This window comes from Myceligenerans crystallogenes (genome assembly GCF_039529775.1).
Taxonomy (GTDB): domain Bacteria; phylum Actinomycetota; class Actinomycetes; order Actinomycetales; family Cellulomonadaceae; genus Myceligenerans; species Myceligenerans crystallogenes.
This window is the reverse complement of sequence record NZ_BAAANL010000001.1, coordinates 727,919-744,803: the sequence shown is the minus strand read 5'-3', so window position 1 is coordinate 744,803 and position 16,885 is coordinate 727,919. Positions and strand designations below refer to the sequence as shown.

Below are 16,885 nucleotides of genomic sequence, written 5' to 3'. Positions count from 1 at the left end.
CCCGGCGGGCCTGGTGCCGGGCCTCCTAGAGCGTCACGTGCCGGTCCGCCCGGTGGCGTGTCCCGGCGATGAGCTCGGCGTTGCGCTGGTCCGATCCGAGCGACCACTCGCGCGCGGCCTCGAGCGTCTTCCCGTGGGCATGATGCCTGGCGACGAGACGTTCCAGCCGGACGTCGTCGTCCAGGTCGACATACCAGACCTCGGTCATGTACGCCCGCGCCCGCGGCCACTGCCCCGATTCCGCGAGCAGGTAGTTGCCCTCGGTGATGACCAGGCGCGCGCCCGGCGCCACGACGACCGCATGGGCGACCGGCTCCTCGATCTCACGGCGGAACTCCGGGGCGAGCACCGGCGGATCACCGGGGCGCGCCTCGGCGATCCGCCGGATCAGATCGCAGTACCCGGCGTCGTCGAACGTGTCGATCGCGCACTTGCGCTCACGGCTCCCGCGGGCCTCCAGCAGCACGTTCGCCAGGTGGAAGCCGTCCATCCCCACCACGACGGCGAGGTCCGGACCCAGCGCCGCCGCCAGCCCCGCGGCGAGGGTCGACTTCCCCGCTCCGGGCGGGCCGGTGATGCCCAGGATCGCCGGTCCCCCCTCGCCCGCCGCCGCGAGGCCGCGGGCGCGGTCCAGGAGTTCCGGCGGCACGGCCCGAGCCGAGGACGAGTCCGGCAGCGCCGATCCGAGGGAGACCGCCGGGACCGACGAAGCGTCCGCCGCGGACCGGACGGAACCTCCGGCCTGCGCCGAGGCCCCGTCCGGCGCAGCCGGCCCAGGGGCCACGGCCCGAGCCGCGCGGGTCGCCGGAAGCGCCCTGGCCACCGGCTCGTCGCCCCCGGCCGCGGGCGGCGCGAGCTCGGTCAGCCAGCCCCGCGGGCCGATGTGCTGCACCCGCAACGAGGCGACCCGCACCGCCTCGGCGCAGGCCGCCGGGAGCTCCGCGCCGCGCGCCACGGCGACCGCGAGCGCGCCGTGGAAGGCGTCACCGGCACCGAGGGTGTCCACGGCCGTCACCGCAGGCACGTCCACGGTCCCGGCGGCATCCCGGTGCCACCATTCCACGGCGCCCGACCCGTGCGTCACGACGGTGGCCCCGGGAAGGCCGGCGTACCAGCCCTCGCGCCCGTCCGGTACCCGAAAGGCGGCGGAGCGGGCGATGACGTCGGCGGCGGGCAGGAGATCCGCGAAGACCGGCCGCCAGCGTCCGGCGTCGAGCACGACGGGTGGTCTGGCGCGCAGCGTGCGTGCGTACGCGAGCACGGCACGGGCGATCGCCGGGTGGTGCCCGTCGAGCAGGACGACGTCGGGCACGGGCAGCGCCGCGAGCTCCTCGGTGCCGGGCGCCGCGACCTGCGTCAGGGCACCGTCGGCGGAGACGACCGACCGCTCACCGGTGGCCTCGTCCACCAGGACGGCGGACACCGCGAGGCTGTGGTCGCGGCGTCCCACGTCGTGCACCTCCACGCCGTGCCGCTCGAGGTCGGCGCGCGCGGCAGCCCCCACGGCGCTCGTCCCGAGAGCGGTGACCAGGACCGCCCGCACACCCATCGCCGCGGCCGTCACCGCCGCGTTGGCCGCGGGGCCGCCGGCCGAGACGTCCTGCCGGGCCGCGGTCACTTTCTGGTCCCGTTCGGGCCGGGTCGCCCGGTGGATCACGTCCAGCGTGGCAAGACCAGCGAACCAGCAGGTCAGCAGATCTCGGCCCGGCTGATACGGGGTCTCTCTCGCCATGCCATGAGGCTACGTCACAGTGCGGCATCCCGGGCGTCGGCGACACGGAGAGCAATCCGGACAGGCCTCGGAGTCTGTGGATAACCACCATCCGGCGGCAGGATCCAGTTGGACAATGGATGACATGACTACTTTCACTCCCATCCAGCCCGGAGACCTCCTTCCCGACGACGAGTCGCTGCTCGCCCTCGCCGAGTTCCTGCACCACGGCGTCCGCCCGCGGATGCGGTCCCTCTGGTTCGCCCTGCTCGGCCCGCGACGCCGGCTGCTTCCCGTCATCGCGCAGTTCGAGGAGCTGCCCGCCGAGCCCGGTGTGCCGTTCGTCGCCCAGCTCGGCAGGATCTGGGCGGACGCCGCGCCCCCGGCCCCGGCCCCGCCCGCGAGCATCGTGCTCATGCTGGAACGTCCGGGCGCCGAGGCCGTCCAGGACTCCGACCGCGTCTGGCGCGCCGCCCTGCACGCCGCGGCCGCCGAGTCGGGCATCGAGGTCGCCGGGTTCTTCCTCGCCACGGCGGACGGCGTCCGCCCCCTCACCCCCGACGACGCCAGGCCACGCCGCGGCCGGTGACCCGCCCGAGCGATGACCCGCGCGGCCGGACCGGCCACCCTCGCCGGCGCGACCCGGCCAGGCCGGTCTCCCTCCCCGGCGCGACCCGGCTAGGCCGGCCACGCCACCCTCACCAGCGGGAGCCCGGACCGCAGGGCCCCGCCCGGGCGCCCGCCCGTTCCCGTCAACCCTTCGCCCGCGCCACTTTCCGGAGGCCCGGCCCCCCGGTTCTCCCGCCCCAGGAGTGGACACCCCGCCCGCGCCCCCGCTAGCGTTCCGGACATGACGTCGCACCTGATCCGCACCGACTGGTGGCCCGCCTCCTAGGCGGGTTCCGCGACGTACACCGACACGTCCGCGACCGCCTCGAACGGGGCGGTCGTTCTCGCGCGCAGCGAGGCTCGGTCCCGCTCGGGGTAGCCCTGACCCGAGAGGCAGCACATGTCCCACATCCCGCACCCGGACCCGGCCCACGACGAACCTGCCCGTAGCCGGCATCCCCTCCTCGATCGCGTCCTGCGCTCCGACGGCACCCTCCCGTTCGCCCTGCTCCGCAGGCACGGCGGCACCGAGATCGAGGTGCTGCTCGGCGACGTCGTCGACGTCGAGCACCTCGCCGACATCCCCCTCGACGGCGCGCCCGTCCTGTCCGTCGTGCCCTTCCGGCAGGCCCGCGAGCGCGGCTTCACCGTGCACGACGACGGCGTCCCGCTGCGCTGCCTCGTCGTGCGCGAGAGCGAGCGGATCCACCTGCCCGACGCCGTCGCCGCGCTCCCGGCCGAGCCGGTGGCCGCCGAACCCCTCGGCTTCGACATCCCCGACGACGACTACGCGGCCACCGTCCGCCGCGTCATCGACGACGAGATCGGGCAGGGCGCCGGCTCCAACTTCGTGGTCATGCGCCGCTTCGAGGCACGCACCGAGGCCCCGCCCGTGCAGGCGCTCACCTCGTGGTTCCGCGCGCTGCTCACCCACGAGGTCGGCTCGTACTGGACCTTCGCCGTCCACGCCCCCGCGCCCGCCGGCACCCCGGAGGGTCCCGCGGCGGCGACCCTCTCGCTCGCCGGCGCCACGCCCGAACGGCACCTGACGATCGACGACAGCCTGGCCCGGATGAACCCGATCAGCGGCACCTACCGCCACCCCGCCGACGGCCCGACCCGGGACGGGATCCTCGAGTTCCTCGCCGACACCAAGGAGAACGAGGAGCTCTTCATGGTGGTCGACGAGGAGATGAAGATGATGAGCGCGGTCTGCCCGGGGGGCGGTCGCATCGTGGGCCCGTACCTCAAGCAGATGGCCCGCCTCAGCCACACCGAGTACCTCCTGGAGGGCCGCACCACCCTCGACCCGCGCGAGGCGCTCCGCCTCACGATGTTCGCGCCGACCGTCACCGGCTCCCCCATGGAGAACGCCTGCACGGTCATCACCCGGCACGAGACCCGCCCGCGCGGCTACTACTCGGGCTTCCTCGCGCTCCTCACCCCGCCGGCCGGCACCCCGGGCTCGCCGGAGCTCCCCGAGGCAAGCGCCCCCGCACACCAGCCCCCCGCGAACGCGTACTCCCTCGACGCCCCGATCCTCATCCGCACGGCCTACCTGGACGACGACGGCCTCGTGACCGTCCCGGCGGGCGCGACCCTCGTGCGCCACTCCGTCCCGGAGCACGAGGTCGCCGAGACGCGGTCCAAGGCGTCCGGGGTGCTGGCCTCGCTCGGCCTGATGCCGCGGGGCGCCGACCCGGCCGCCGTCGTGGACCTCGCCGCGCAGCCCGGCGTCACCGACGCGCTCCTGGCCCGCAACAGCAAGCTCGCCGACTTCTGGGTGCGCCCGCAGGACGGCGCCACGCCCGATCCCGTCGATCCGGCCGGGGGCCCGAGCGTCCTCGTGGTGGACCACGAGGACCAGTTCACGACGATGCTCGCCCACCAGCTGCACCACCTGGGCCTCGACGCCCGGGTGGTCCGCTGGGACGCCGTCGGCGACGTCCTTGAGGACGACCTCGTCGTCTTCGGCCCGGGCCCCGGCGACCCGCGCGACACCTCCGACCCGCGCATCGCCGCCATCACCGAGCGCATCCTGGCCCGCGTGTCGTCGGGCAAGCCGCTGCTCGCCGTCTGCCTGAGCCACCAGGTCCTGGCCACGCTCGCCGGGTTCCCGGTCGACCCGCTGCCGGGCGGGCCGCGCCAGGGTGTCCGGCTGGAGTCGGAGGTCTTCGGCACGACGGCGGCCGTCGGCTACTACAACACCTTCGGCGCCCGCGTCAGCACCCTGGACGCGAACGACGCGGACAACCCGGTGGCCCGCCTCGCCCTGGAACCCACGGTCGACGAGAACGGCGTCCTGACCTCCCTGCGCGGCCCCCGGGTCGCCTCGGTCCAGGGCCACCTGGAGTCGGTCCTCTCCGCGGACGGCTACCGCCTCCTGAAGAGCCTCACCACCCACGCCCTCGACCGCATGCCCGACCCCGCCCCCGCCACGCGCTAGCCCTCACCCGGCGGGCAGGCAGAAATCGCTCGAGAGAGCGCGCTCATGCGCGATTCCAGCCTGATCAGCCGCGGTCGGTCCCGAGGTGGTGCGTCGAGCACCGCCTCGGGACCGAGGGCGACGTCAGAGCAGGCCGTCGAGCTTGGTCACCAGGTCGACGAACTCCGCGCGGAGGCCGTACGGGTCCTCGCCCAGGGACGACGCCGCACGCTCACGTGCCCGCTCCAGCGACGCGTCGCCGCCGTACTCCGAGCCACGCGCGATCAGCCCCGCCTCCACCACGGCGGACGCGAACCGGAAGTCCTCCGACGGCGCGTCCGTGAGCTCCCCGGCGGTCACCGGGTACTCCTGCTCCGTGCTCGCCTTCTCCCCCGGTTCCTTCCACCGCACGTGCACGGTCATGAAGTCGCCGGACCCCGACGCGACCGAGTCCTGGTACCTCAGCTCGTCCCCCGCCGCGGCGCCGCCGGCCGGCACCAGCTCGTAGAACGCCGTCACCGCGTGCCCGGCCCCGACGTCCCCGGCGTCCTTGGTGTCGTCGTCGAAGTCCTCGTCCTCCAGCCGCCGGTTGTCGTACCCGATCAGCCGGTACCGCGACACCACCGCCGGGTTCAGCTCCACCTGCACCTTCAGGTCCTGCGCCACCACGAACATCGTCGAGTCGAACTCGTCCACGAGCACCTTGCGCGCCTCGTCGAGCGTGTCGATGTAGGCGTAGTTGCCGTTCCCGTGGTCGGCGATCGACTCCATGGTGTTGTCCTTGAGGTTGTCCATCCCGAACCCGAGCACCGAGATGTACACCCCGCCCTGACGCGCCGCCTCGATCTGCTCGACGAGCTGCCCGGGGGTCGACGGCCCCACGTTGAAGTCGCCGTCGGTCCCGAGGATCACCCGGTTGTTGCCGCCCTCGACGAAGTTCTTCTCCGCCAGCTCGTAGGCGGTGTGCAGCCCGGCGGACCCGCCGGTCGTCCCGCCCGCCTCGAGCGACTCCAGCGCGCCGGTGATCGTCTCCCGGTCGTCCCCGCGCACCGAGTCCAGCACCACCCGGTTGTCCCCGGCATAGGTCACGATCGAGACCACGTCGTCCGGCCCCAGGTTCTCCGCGAGCAGCGAGAACGACTCCGCGAGCAGCGGCAGCTTGTTCGGCTCGTCCATCGACCCGGACACGTCGAGCAGGAACACGATGTTGTTCCCCGCCGACGTCGGCACCGCCTCGGTCGCCCGCACCCCGACCATCGCCAGCTGATGCCCCGGCGCCCACGGCGCCTCCGCCACCTCGGTGGTCACCGCGAACGGCACCTCGTCGCCGGCCGCGGGCGCGGCGTGCCCGTAGTCGAAGTAGTTGACGAGTTCCTCGATGCGCACGCCCTCGGGCGCGACGCCGTCGTTCACCTGGCGCCGCAGGTTGCTGTACGACGCCGTGTCGACGTCGGCCGCGAACGTCGACAGCGGGCTGGTGGCCACCTTCTGGAACGGCTGCTCGACGGCGTCGTCGTACTCCTCCTGCGGATCCGTGGGCACGTTCCGCCAGGCGGGCCCCTCGCTCGGGGCCACCTCCCCGAGCGGCTCCGGCATCGCCATACCGGCGTCGACGGCCCCACCCTCGGTCCCGGAGCAGGCGGTCAGCGTCAGAACGGCGGTGATCGCCGCCGCGGCGGCGATCCGTTGGCGCATGGTGCGGGTCATGGCGTCTCCCTGTCGTCGGACGATCCGGGTCGCGGGACCCGGATTCCGGACGACGCCGCCCCGCCCGCCGGCACGCGACGGTCACGATGCCGGCCGACGCCGTCCCATGACCATCTGTGTCAGGGCCGACGACGCCGTTGCACCCTCACCGTCACGGTTGCGCAACGGCCGTCGCGCCGACGCCGGGCCGATACCCCGCGGACCGGAAGCCCGCCTCGCCCGCACCCGCCCCGGCCCTACCGGCCCGGACCTGGTGGACCCGGACCTGGTCGACCGCGGTGCGCAGATCCTCCGCCGCCAGCGCCAGCGTCTCCTCCAGCAGCCCGGCCTGCCGCACGAGCATCTCCGCCTGCGCGACCGTCCCCGGCTCCTGGGTGGTGAGCCGCTGACCGGCGATCGCCTCGGCGCTCCGGATCGCCTCACCGAGCTCGGCCCGCTCCGCACGGCCCAGCCCGGCCGCGTCTTCCCTGACGCCCCGCGCGACCTCGATCGCCGCGTCGAGCTGGGCCGACGTCGCCCGGGTCACCTCGACGCGTTCGCCGAGCCGTCCGCGCAGCGCCTGGAGCTGATCCGTGGTCGCGGCCTGCGCCGCCCCCATCCAGCCGGTCAGCGCGGTCCCCGCGACCGCGAGAACCACCCCGATCACGATCCAGCGGTGCACCCGCCGGCCGCCGCGGGCGGCCCCCGCCGCCGGCACGGACGTGGCACCAGGACCGGAGGGCTCCAGCTCGGTCGCATGCATGGTCAACTCGTCTCCCCTGCGAGATCGAATCCTGAATCGGAAACCGCGCTCCCCGGCCGCACCCGCCTGACGCCTGCGATCGAGGCGTGGCCGGCCCGATCTCACAGGAGCTCGATCTGCTGAGAGTAGGGCGACGGCCCAGGCCGCGCACACCCAGGACGTGATCCCCTGAAGATCCTTCATCACAACGGTGAAAAACCCGCCTGACCTCGTGAAACCCGTTTTCACGCAGCCCGTCGGAAGGGCGCGGTTTCACGCACCGGTAAACGTCTCGCGGAACCGTGGTCCGGGGGGTGACCTAGCCCCGCGGGCGTCGTTCAGGCGGCCCCGGCGTCCGGCGTCTCGAGGATCGTGAGGCGGTGGGTCGGGCGGGTGAGGGCGACGTACAGGTCGCGCTCGCCCCCGGGCCGGGCCGCGGCGATCTCGTCGGGGGCAACGACGACGACGGCGTCGAACTCCAGGCCGCGGGCCTGTGACGCCGGGAGGACCTGGGCGGGCGGGACGACGACGCCCGCCAGGTCCGCCGCCCGGTGGTCCGCGCAGATGACGGCGAGCTGGGCGCCCGGGTGGGCGGCGACGTCGTCGGACACGATCCCGCGGATCGCCTCGGCGATCCCCGGACGGCCGACGACGACGCGGCGCGGCTCCTGTCCCTGCCGGACCGCCGTGCTGAGTTCCTGGCCGGGCGCGATGCGGGCGAGCAGGTCGCGCGTCGCGCCGAGGATCTCCGCGGTGGTGCGGTAGGAGACGGTCAGGGTCCAGGTCTGCGTACGCCCGTCTGCGATGTCCGCGAGCGCCTCGTCCCAGTCCCGCACGGTCGAGACCTGACCCGCCTGCGCGAAGTCGCCCACGACCGTCATGGAGCGTGACGGGCAGCGCCGGGCGATCATGCGCCACTGCATCGGGGTGATCTCCTGCGCCTCGTCGACGACGACGTGCCCGAACGTCCGCCCGGGGAGCCCGTCCAGGAGCGCGGCGGCCTCGTCCAGCAACGGCACGTCGGCCTCGGACCAGTCCGCGCCAGGCCGGCCGGGTTCCCCGCCGTCCGAACGCGCACCGGCGTCCGGCCCCGCACCGGGGACGGGCCGGCCGTCGAGGCCACCCGCCCGCAGGATCTCCCGCACCAGTTCCTCCGCGTCCAGCCGCGGCCAGAGCTCCTCCACCGCACGGTCCACCCCGCGGTCGGCCGCGAGCTCTGCCCGCACCGCCTCGGGGTCGAAGTCGTCGTGAGCCGTCCCCACGACGCCGTCGAACCCGAGGTTCGCCAGGTCCGAGGCCACCGCCTTGTCGAGGGACGCGACGTCGCGCCCCATCGCCGCGGCGACCTGCTGGTCGACCTCGTTGAGGGCGTCCTGCCCGGCCAGTTCCAGCGCGTCGGTCAGCGCGTCGATCAGGTGCTCCTTGAACACCGCGCGCGCCGGGTTGTGCGCCAGCCCGATGCCCGTGGCCTGCGCGCGGGCCGCCGCCACGTCGGCGGCGGGCAGGTCCGGCAGGTCGCCCGGCGTGCGGAACGGCCCTGGCGGCGCCTGCCGGTCGGCGACGGCGCGGGCGAGTGCCGCCGCGAGCCACGCCTCGCCCTTGGCGCGGGCCTCGGCGTCGGACGCCGGCCGTACGTCCCGGCCGGTCAGCGTGGCGCACGTGGCCAGCACGACGTCGTTCTCGCCGAGCGACGGCAGCACGTGCGAGATGTACTCCAGGAACCGCGGGTTGGGCCCGAGGACCAGCACGCCGGCGGCGGCGACCCGCTCGTGCGCGTACAGCACGTAGGCGGCGCGGTGCAGCGCGACGACGGTCTTGCCGGTCCCGGGCCCGCCCTGCACCACGGTCACCCCGCGATGCGGCGAGCGCACGATCCTGTCCTGCTCGGACTGCAGCGTGGAGACCGCCGCCTGCATCCGCCCGGTGCGGCGGGCGGTGAGCGCTTCCACGAGCGGCCCGTCACCGACGACGTCGTCCGGGCCGGGTGCGGAGCCGTCCAGGATCTCGTCGCTGACCTCGGTGACCGTGCGCCCGTCGGCCTTGAGGTGCCGGCGCCGGCGCAGCCCGTCCGGAGCGAGGGCGGTCGCGGCGTAGAAGGGCCGCGCCGCCTCGGCGCGCCAGTCGACCAGGCGCGGCTCGCCGTCGTCGGGCCGCAGCCCGATCCGCCCGACATGGACCGACGTCCCGTCGGTGCGGTCGATCCGCCCGAAGCAGAGCGCGTGCGCCGCGCCCTCGAGCGCGCCGGCGCGCGCCCGGAGCCGGGCGGCGGTCACCTCGCGCTCCTGCGCCTCGGCGGGGCCGGACGCACGCTCGCGCAGCACGCGCGTGAGCTCGGCCCGCGCGGCCGCGGCCTGCGCGTCGAGCAGGGCGTACATCTCGTCGACGTGCCGTTGTTCGACGGCGGCCTGGGTGGCCCGGCCGTCCGGGCGGGTTCGGGCGGAGCTGGACAGGGCGGTCTGGGGCACTGGTCTCCCTACTGGTCGGCGGCCTGGTCTCAACGTCCCGGGCCCCGGCATTGTTCCACCCGAACCATCCCACCAGCGATGCCGGGCCCGCACCTCTCAGGAGCGAGGTACGGGCCCGGGCCAGAAGGTCAGCCGAGAGGTCACGAACTGATTTGCTAGCCGGATCCGCCAGAGGTCGTTTGGACACCGCCTGCTCGGCGGTCACGTGGTGGTACCGGCCGCGATCGGGGTCGTGATCTACCTCGACAGATAGTGCTCATTCCGGCGTCGGCATGCTGTCCGGATGGGCGCCGACGCCGGCACGGGTGAAATCCAGGTTCGTCGCACAGCCCCTTTGACCTGCGGCAACACAGTAATAGGGTGAAAAGCAAAATACGCTCGCCCAATCAATCGGCTCGAAGCCTGATGCGACGCGGCTAAGATTCCGTTATGTGCTGACATATCCCCAAGCTATGGTCGAAAACGAGCGCGGCGCAACCCCCGCACGCTCGGAGCGCATCGCGGAGTTACACGGGTTGCGCGGGTTGGCTCTCGTGCTGGTGGTGGTATTCCATCTTTTCGGTGCCGGGCGGGTGTCCGGGGGCGTGGACGTGTTCCTGGTTGTCTCCGGGTTTCTGGCCACCCGTTCCCTGTTGTCGCGGGCCCGGCGGGACGACCTGTCGCTGGCGGCCTACTACGGGAACGTGTTCTCCCGGCTGGTACCGCCCGCACTGATCGTGCTGGTCGCCACGGCAGGGATCGCCGTGGCCTTCATGCACTCCGGCACCTGGGCGACCAGCGCACGAGAGATCGCGGCGGCCGCCGGCTACTGGGTCAACTGGGAGATGATCGGCGGACAGCTCGCCTACGGCGCGGCAGGCCCGCAGACGAGCCTCGTGCAGCACTTCTGGTCGATGTCGGTGCAGGGTCAGTTCTTCTTCGTGTGGCCGCTGGTGGTGTTCGGCGTCATCGCCGCGGGACGACGACGGCCGCGCGTCCTCCCGCCGGTCAGCCGCGTATCGCTCGTCGCGCTGACCGCACTGACGGCGGCGGCCACCGTCGCGTCGTTCGTGTACGCGGCGCAATTGCACCTCGTCGACCAGCCGCGGGCGTACTTCGACTCGTTCGCCAGGTTCTGGGAGCTGGGCGCGGGAGCTCTGCTCGCCCTGTCCTGGCCGCACCTGTCCGTCCCCGGATGGTTGCGCGCTCCGCTGGCCTGGGCCGGTCTGCTGATGGTGGTGGCGTGCGGATTCGTGCTTGACGGCGCCACGGTGTTTCCCGGCCCGTGGACACTGTGGCCCGTGGCGGCGACATTCGCGGTACTGCTCGGGGCGGGGCCGGCGAGCGGCTGGGGTCCCCGCCGCCTGCTGGAGGGTCGGCCGCTGACGCTGCTGGCGGACCTGTCGTACGCCATCTACCTGTGGCACTGGCCGCTGCTGATGGCCTGGACCTACCTGCGCAGGTCCAGCGACCCGGGCGAGAAGGGTGCCCTGCTGATCCTGGTGGTCTCGGTACTGCTCGCTTGGCTGACGGACAGGTTCGTTTCCGGGCCGGTGCAGCGGCTCGGGACCCGTACGGGCGCCCGGGTGATGCTCGGTGCGACGGTGACCTGCGCGCTCGTGTTCTCGGGTGGGCTGACGGCGTCGTCCCTGGCCATGGACGCGCATTCACGCACGCTCGTGGAGCAGGCGGCCGCCGTCGAGAAGCAGGCCACGTGCCTGGGCGCGGCCGCGATGGATCCGAAGCTAGCTCCTTGCGAGGACCCGTCGCTGGAGGGCCTGCGGCTGCCCCCGCTCACCGGGCTACGACAGGACGACGACAACACGTGCGGCTGGGCCACCGGTGACCAGCACCTCAAGTGGTGCACGGTGGGCCCGAAGAAGGGGTACGGACGGCACCTGCTCGCGGTGGGCGACTCGCACAACAACACGCTGCTGGGCGCGTACCGGAAGATCGCGAAGAACCGGAACTGGCGGATCGACGTCGCCGGGCGCGCCGGATGCTTCTGGTCCACCCGCGCCCCGAAGAAGGCCAACCCCGCCGATGCACAGGGCTGCGTCCGCTGGATCAAGGAGCTCAGCGCGGGCATCAAGAAGCGCGCCGGGGCCGGATCCGGCATCGACGCGATCATCGTGACCCACTCCGCCAAGGCGAAGGTGCTGCCGCGGGCCGGCGAAACGCCTGAGGAGGCGCTGGTGAAGGGGAAGGTGGAGGCCTGGGCGAAGCGTCCCGACCGCACCGTTCCCGTGATCGCCATCCGCGACAACCCGATCTTCGACGCAAACGGCGCGGCGTACGCACGTGACGTGATCACCTGTATCGAACGCGCCGGGGACGACGCCGCGACCGCATGCGCGCTACCCCGCGAACGAGTGCTGCTCACCGACAGCCACGTGCCCGCCGTGCAGCGTGATCCCAACGCTCACCTGATCGACCTGAGCTACCTCTACTGCGGCCAGGACGTGTGTGCGCCGGTCATCGGGCACGCCGTGGTCTACCGCGACGGACGACACCTGACCGGGACGTTCGCGCGATCACTCACGCCCTACCTGGGCCATGAGTTCGACAGGATCATGCGAGAGAACCCGAGACCGCAGCGCAAGGCACCCGGCCCCGCGCCCTCCGCGAGCCCCGGGGCCGACGCCGCGGCCACGAAGTAGAGACAGGCTCTGGCGGTCCGGCAGAAGGGGCGCTTCCCGCTGCCGGACCGCCCGGACGAACTTCTCGCGGATCCCGGATCAGAGGGCGTCCAGGAGGTCTTTCATACGATCGATCTCCGCGGCCTGGTCGACGCCGATGTTGGCCGCGAGTTCCTGGATCTTCTGGTCGACGCCCGTCGTCATGATGTCCGTGCACATCGTGATCGCGCCCTCGTGGTGCTTGATCATCCCCTCCAAGAACAGCCGGTCGAACTCCTTGCCCGACGCCGCCTCCAGTTCGGTCATCTCGGCTTCGGTGAGCATGCCCGGCATGAGGTCGTGCTCGTGGGCGTCGTCGGGCACCCGCGGCCCCGTGCCGTCACCGCCGTCGCCGCCGTCGGCGAGGGCCGGGACCGGCTGGTCGCGCTCGGTGAGCCAGTCCGACATCAAGCCGATCTCGGCCTCCTGCATGTTGTTCATACGATCAGCCAGGGCCTTGACCTGCTCGGACGCGGAGCGTTCCGGGACCCATGCCGTCATCGTCACGGCCTGGTCGTGATGGCGGGTCATGCCGGTCACGAACCCGGCGTCGGCCTCGTTCCAGTCGTCCTCGGCCGGCACACCCTCGAAGTCCTCGGGAGCGACGACCTCGGCCTCCTCCCCCGGCTTGCCGGGCTTCAGCACGACGGACGACGGTGTCGACACGGCCTCCGGCTCGTCCTCGGGAGTGCAGCCCGACGCCACCGCGCCCAGTGCGACCACGAGCACGCCGTACCCGACCGCCCGGGCCCGCCACGGCCGCCGTCGGCCCCGAGAGACGGCTGAACTGCGGAAATACTCCATCGATTGCTCCAAGGGAAGTTCGTGATTCCTGGTGCGGCAGAATCCGCCGCACCAATTGAGTCAGTGACGAGTAAAGGTTGGTCGAAGCCGCTGGACTAAAACCCCTCAGCTCGCGAGACTTCCGAGCGACCCTAGCAAGGAGGTGTGGCGCGTATGCGTCCAATTACCCGAAAGAGTTCGCTCAGGGGTGCTGCAGGAGCGGCACTGTCACTCACCCTGGCGGCAGTCGCCCTGACCGCAGTGGCACCGGCTTCGACGGCGACGCCCGGTGACGGTTCCGGAAGGGCATCGACGTCGACGACGCTGTCGGCCGACGCCGAGGCCGCCGTGACGGCGGACGTCCCGCCGGGCGAGGTCGGGCACTACAGGTTGTCGCGCAAGAGCACCGTTGCCAGGAACGGCGCGCTCACGGATGTCGGCTCGGACATCGCGTTCAAGGGCAAATATGCGTTCGTCGGCAACTACGACGGGTTCACGGTCTTCGACCTGTCGACGCCGTCGGCCCCGCGTCAGGTGACGCAGGTCTATTGCCCCGGTTCGCAGAACGACGTGTCGATCTACGGGAACATCCTGGTCACGTCCACGGACTCGCGCCGCACGAACAGCTCGTGCAGCAGCGAGGCCTCGACGTCGGGGACCAGCTACTGGGAGGGCATCCGGGTCTGGAACATCTCCGACCCCACACACCCCAGGTACAGCAAGGCGGTGGCCACGCAGTGCGGCTCGCACACCAACTCCCTCGCGCCGTCCAAGGACGGGCTGAGCGTCTTCGTGTACGTTTCGTCGTACTTCCCGAACGACTCCCTGGCGAACTGCAAGCGGCCGCACGACAAGATCTCCGTCGTGAAGATCCCCAAGAGCGACCTGACCGCGGCCAGGGTCGTGTCGAAGCCGATCCTGTTCCCGAACGGCGGCTACACGTCCCCCGACGGCGTGGACAGCTACAAGTCGACCTCCGGCTGCCACGACATCACCACCTACGCGAAGTTCGACCTGGCCGCCGGCGCCTGCATGGGTGACGGCATCCTCATGGACATCTCGAACCGCGCGAACCCCACCGTCATCAGCCGCGTGCGGGACACGACCAACTTCGCGTTCTGGCACTCCGCGACGTTCAACAACGCCGGCACCAAGGTCGTGTTCACCGACGAACTCGGCGGCGGCCTCGCCGCGACGTGCACCGGCGACTTCCGCCCCGAACAGGGCGGCAACGGCATCTACAACATCGTGGACCGCACGCTCAAGTTCAAGTCGTACTACAAGATCCCGCGGATCAACACGGCCGACGAGAACTGCGTCGCCCACAACGGCTCGCTCGTCCCGATCCCCGGCAAGGACATCATGGTCCAGTCCTGGTACCAGGGCGGCATCTCCGCGTTCAACTTCAGCGACTCGAACAACCCCAAGGAAATCGCCTGGTACGACCGCGGCGCCGGCCTCAGCGACCTCGGCACCTGGTCCTCCTACTACTACAACGGGTACGTCTACTCCAGCGACACGTCACGCGGCTTCGAGACCTTCAGGTTCGACTCCACGATCGACAGCACCGCACGGAAGAACCTGACGGCACTGAACCCGCAGTCACAACAACAGTACTGACCTCCGATCCGTGAACGCGCCGGATCCCACCGGCGGAGGAGTATGTCTCGTGGTGCCCGACGAACTCGCCGGGCACCACGAGACCGGACGAGGTCGAGCAGTTCGCACACGCATGTCCGCGCCTGACCGGCTACGGCCCGTCACGCGTCGTCCAGCGGTCAGCGTTTCAGTCCCGGTCAGGCGGCGGAACGTCGCCGCGGACGGCGTCCGGCGCGTGCACCTGAACCCCGCCAGGACCACCGGTTCCAGATCGGCCGCGACCTCACCGACCTCGACGAACGAGGTCGCCCCGCAGCACGCCGCGAACACCACCAAACCGAGCACGACCGGCAACTCGAACCTCACCCCCACGCGGATCACGCGGATCCGGCACTGCCTCCAGTGCAGCCAGCAGGCACGCGGCATCCTCACGAACCAGCAGCTCAGCCGCCAACGGGTCCCCGAGCGAGGCAACGATAGGGAAGAATGAAGACACCGCAGCGGCTCTCTTGAGGACTGGCCTCGACGCTTCGCGGGCGAGAAAACCTCATGGTCTGAAATCCGCCGGGCTCTCCAACCCTCTTCTTCCGGAAGAAGAGGAGGCCATCCAACAGTAGTAGCCTCGGTCCATATTTCTTCGAAATCGCCCGCGGGGATAACAGCTCGGGCGCCAGGCCTCAGTTGCACCAACTCTTCAATAGTTCGCGCGATTCCTTCGCTCAAGACCCAATCTGATTTGCATTCCTGTCTGCCCATTCCGTTTCCCGACAATTTCCTTCACCCCGGGAATACTCTAACAACCCGCCCCTCGTTCCCGTCAGCAAGTGCCTCGATAAAAACTCCCGAAAAGTTCCATCAGGAAGCCGTCCGGAACCGGATGCGCACCAATATCTATCACCATTCCAGCCCGCCCATTCACTTAGACACCCCCTACTTCCGCCAGTCGATTGCATTCGACTATTGGTCACAGAGATAGCGATCCCATACCGCGGCTCGCGAACCGAGTGACGCTCTAAGACCTCGTTTTAGAATGGCTGCCGTGTCCGCTATGCCGGGCTGGCTGGTTCGGGCAGGCTGTGGGCTCGTGATCGAGGATTTGGTTCCTGACCTGCTGTGGGAACAGGTCGCGCCGTTGGTGCCGGCGCCGAAGCCGCGTCCGTACCGGCATCACGGGCGGCGGCGAGCCGATGACCGGGCGGCGCTGGCCGGGATCATGTTCGTGCTGCGGCACGGTGTCGGCTGGCGGCAGGTCCCGGCCCGGGAACTTGGCGTCTCGGGTGTGACCTGCTGGCGCCGGCTGGCCAAGTGGACCGAGGCGGGCGTGTGGCCGCGACTGCACGAGGCGGTCCTGGCCCCGCTCACGGCTCCGGCCTGGGCAAGAAACGCTGGGTCGTCGAACGCGGCTTCGCCCGGCTCCACCAGTTCAAACGACTACGCACCCGCTACGAGATCCGCGCCGACCTCCACCTCGGCCTCATGCACCTGGCCTGCGCCATCATCTGCTGACGCAAACTCCCCGGACGGTCATTCTGAAACGAGGTCTAAGAAGCTTCAAGACGGGCCCGCATATCCCACAACGCAAGTTCGCCCGCCAAGGCTCGCTCTCTCGCCACCTCGCCAATCCTGTACCTCCCAAGTTCCTTAATACCCGATTTTGTGTGCGCAACAACTCCTCCATGAGTCAACCGCATCATGATTCGCCAGCAGCTATCGACAAATATGCGAAAATCGACCTCAGCTTGCGCGGACCCGAGGCTTGGGAACGTGGACCACCAGCCAACCCGAATCCCATCAGTTGACTTAGGCCTGCAGCCACCCCACAGGATAAGTGAATGCGGATCGTCGGTCCACGAAGATCCATCTTCCCGCGTACGTACCGCTAGCGTTGGGAAAATGTCAGGATTCCAAATACCTGCCACCTTCCCATCAAGCGGAGCATTAATCTCCGGAACAATTTTTCCATAATGCGTCGCTGTGTCGATCAGCCGCACACCCGGCCAGGCATCATAGATAGCAGCTTCGAGCCCCGCTTCGTCTTCGGGCGCCAGGAAGATATGCTTGTGCTTCTTGCGAAAATTCTCGGACGCCATCCCAACTACTTTCGCTTGTGGTACATAATAACCAGGTTCACCGGGGCCAAAGCGGTATTTCGCCCGATGGCCGTCTTTTCTGACACGAGCGACCGCCTCCACGCAGGCGATCCGGGCA

At 70.8% G+C, this 16,885-nt stretch carries 10 protein-coding genes and 1 pseudogene; 5 read left to right on the top strand and 6 right to left on the bottom strand.

Features of this window, described 5'->3' with window-relative positions; all coding sequences use genetic code 11:
- Nucleotides 1–25: 25 nt before the first annotated feature.
- Complete coding sequence (locus ABD208_RS03050) at nt 26–1,732, bottom strand: nucleoside/nucleotide kinase family protein (protein ID WP_344099365.1); 1,707 nt, start codon at nt 1,730–1,732, stop codon at nt 26–28.
- 124 nt (nt 1,733–1,856) lie between these two features.
- Between ABD208_RS03050 and ABD208_RS03045 the strand changes: the two genes are divergently transcribed.
- The gene (locus tag ABD208_RS03045; RefSeq protein WP_344099363.1) at nt 1,857–2,300 is read left to right on the top strand and encodes a hypothetical protein; all 444 of its coding nucleotides are present in this window, start codon (nt 1,857–1,859) and stop codon (nt 2,298–2,300) included.
- Nucleotides 2,301–2,720: 420 nt separating this feature from the next.
- Nucleotides 2,721–4,766, top strand: coding sequence for a chorismate-binding protein (locus ABD208_RS03040; protein ID WP_344099361.1), 2,046 nt, complete (start codon nt 2,721–2,723; stop codon nt 4,764–4,766).
- Between the two features lie 123 nt (nt 4,767–4,889).
- Here the strand turns inward: ABD208_RS03040 and ABD208_RS03035 are convergent, their stop codons facing one another.
- The 3 genes from ABD208_RS03035 to ABD208_RS03025 all read right to left on the bottom strand — a co-directional run bounded on the left by ABD208_RS03035 (nt 4,890) and on the right by ABD208_RS03025 (nt 9,638).
- Nucleotides 4,890–6,452, bottom strand: coding sequence for a vWA domain-containing protein (locus tag ABD208_RS03035; protein ID WP_344099359.1), 1,563 nt, complete (start codon nt 6,450–6,452; stop codon nt 4,890–4,892).
- Between the two features lie 151 nt (nt 6,453–6,603).
- Nucleotides 6,604–7,194, bottom strand: coding sequence for a hypothetical protein (locus tag ABD208_RS03030; protein ID WP_344099357.1), 591 nt, complete (start codon nt 7,192–7,194; stop codon nt 6,604–6,606).
- 317 nt (nt 7,195–7,511) lie between these two features.
- Complete coding sequence (locus ABD208_RS03025; RefSeq protein WP_344099356.1) at nt 7,512–9,638, bottom strand: HelD family protein; 2,127 nt, start codon at nt 9,636–9,638, stop codon at nt 7,512–7,514.
- Between the two features lie 452 nt (nt 9,639–10,090).
- Between ABD208_RS03025 and ABD208_RS03020 the strand changes: the two genes are divergently transcribed.
- Nucleotides 10,091–12,277, top strand: a complete 2,187-nt coding sequence (locus tag ABD208_RS03020) for an acyltransferase family protein (protein ID WP_344099355.1) — start codon at nt 10,091–10,093, stop codon at nt 12,275–12,277.
- 78 nt (nt 12,278–12,355) lie between these two features.
- On the opposite strand, the gene ABD208_RS03015 is transcribed toward ABD208_RS03020, so the two are convergent.
- Entirely contained in the window at nt 12,356–13,024 is a 669-nt protein-coding gene (locus ABD208_RS03015) for a DUF305 domain-containing protein (protein WP_344099353.1), read from the bottom strand.
- Nucleotides 13,025–13,339: 315 nt separating this feature from the next.
- Between ABD208_RS03015 and ABD208_RS03010 the strand changes: the two genes are divergently transcribed.
- Nucleotides 13,340–14,698, top strand: coding sequence for an LVIVD repeat-containing protein (locus ABD208_RS03010; protein WP_344099351.1), 1,359 nt, complete (start codon nt 13,340–13,342; stop codon nt 14,696–14,698).
- Between the two features lie 1,063 nt (nt 14,699–15,761).
- Nucleotides 15,762–16,183: pseudogene (locus ABD208_RS03005) on the top strand (transposase).
- A 35-nt stretch (nt 16,184–16,218) separates the two neighbouring features.
- Here the strand turns inward: ABD208_RS03005 and ABD208_RS03000 are convergent.
- On the bottom strand, nt 16,219–16,869 hold the full coding sequence (locus ABD208_RS03000) for a hypothetical protein (RefSeq protein WP_344099349.1): 651 nt from the start codon (nt 16,867–16,869) through the stop codon (nt 16,219–16,221).
- Nucleotides 16,870–16,885 lie beyond the last annotated feature (16 nt).

Bases quoted from the DNA above. Each gene is read 5' to 3' on its own strand.
- ABD208_RS03050 (WP_344099365.1), bottom strand. From the start codon at position 1,732: ATGGCGAGAGAGACCCCGTATCAGCCGGGCCGAGATCTGCTGACCTGC.
- ABD208_RS03045 (WP_344099363.1), top strand. From the start codon at position 1,857: ATGACTACTTTCACTCCCATCCAGCCCGGAGACCTCCTTCCCGACGAC.
- ABD208_RS03040 (WP_344099361.1), top strand. From the start codon at position 2,721: ATGTCCCACATCCCGCACCCGGACCCGGCCCACGACGAACCTGCCCGT.
- ABD208_RS03035 (WP_344099359.1), bottom strand. From the start codon at position 6,452: ATGACCCGCACCATGCGCCAACGGATCGCCGCCGCGGCGGCGATCACC.
- ABD208_RS03030 (WP_344099357.1), bottom strand. From the start codon at position 7,194: ATGCATGCGACCGAGCTGGAGCCCTCCGGTCCTGGTGCCACGTCCGTG.
- ABD208_RS03020 (WP_344099355.1), top strand. From the start codon at position 10,091: ATGGTCGAAAACGAGCGCGGCGCAACCCCCGCACGCTCGGAGCGCATC.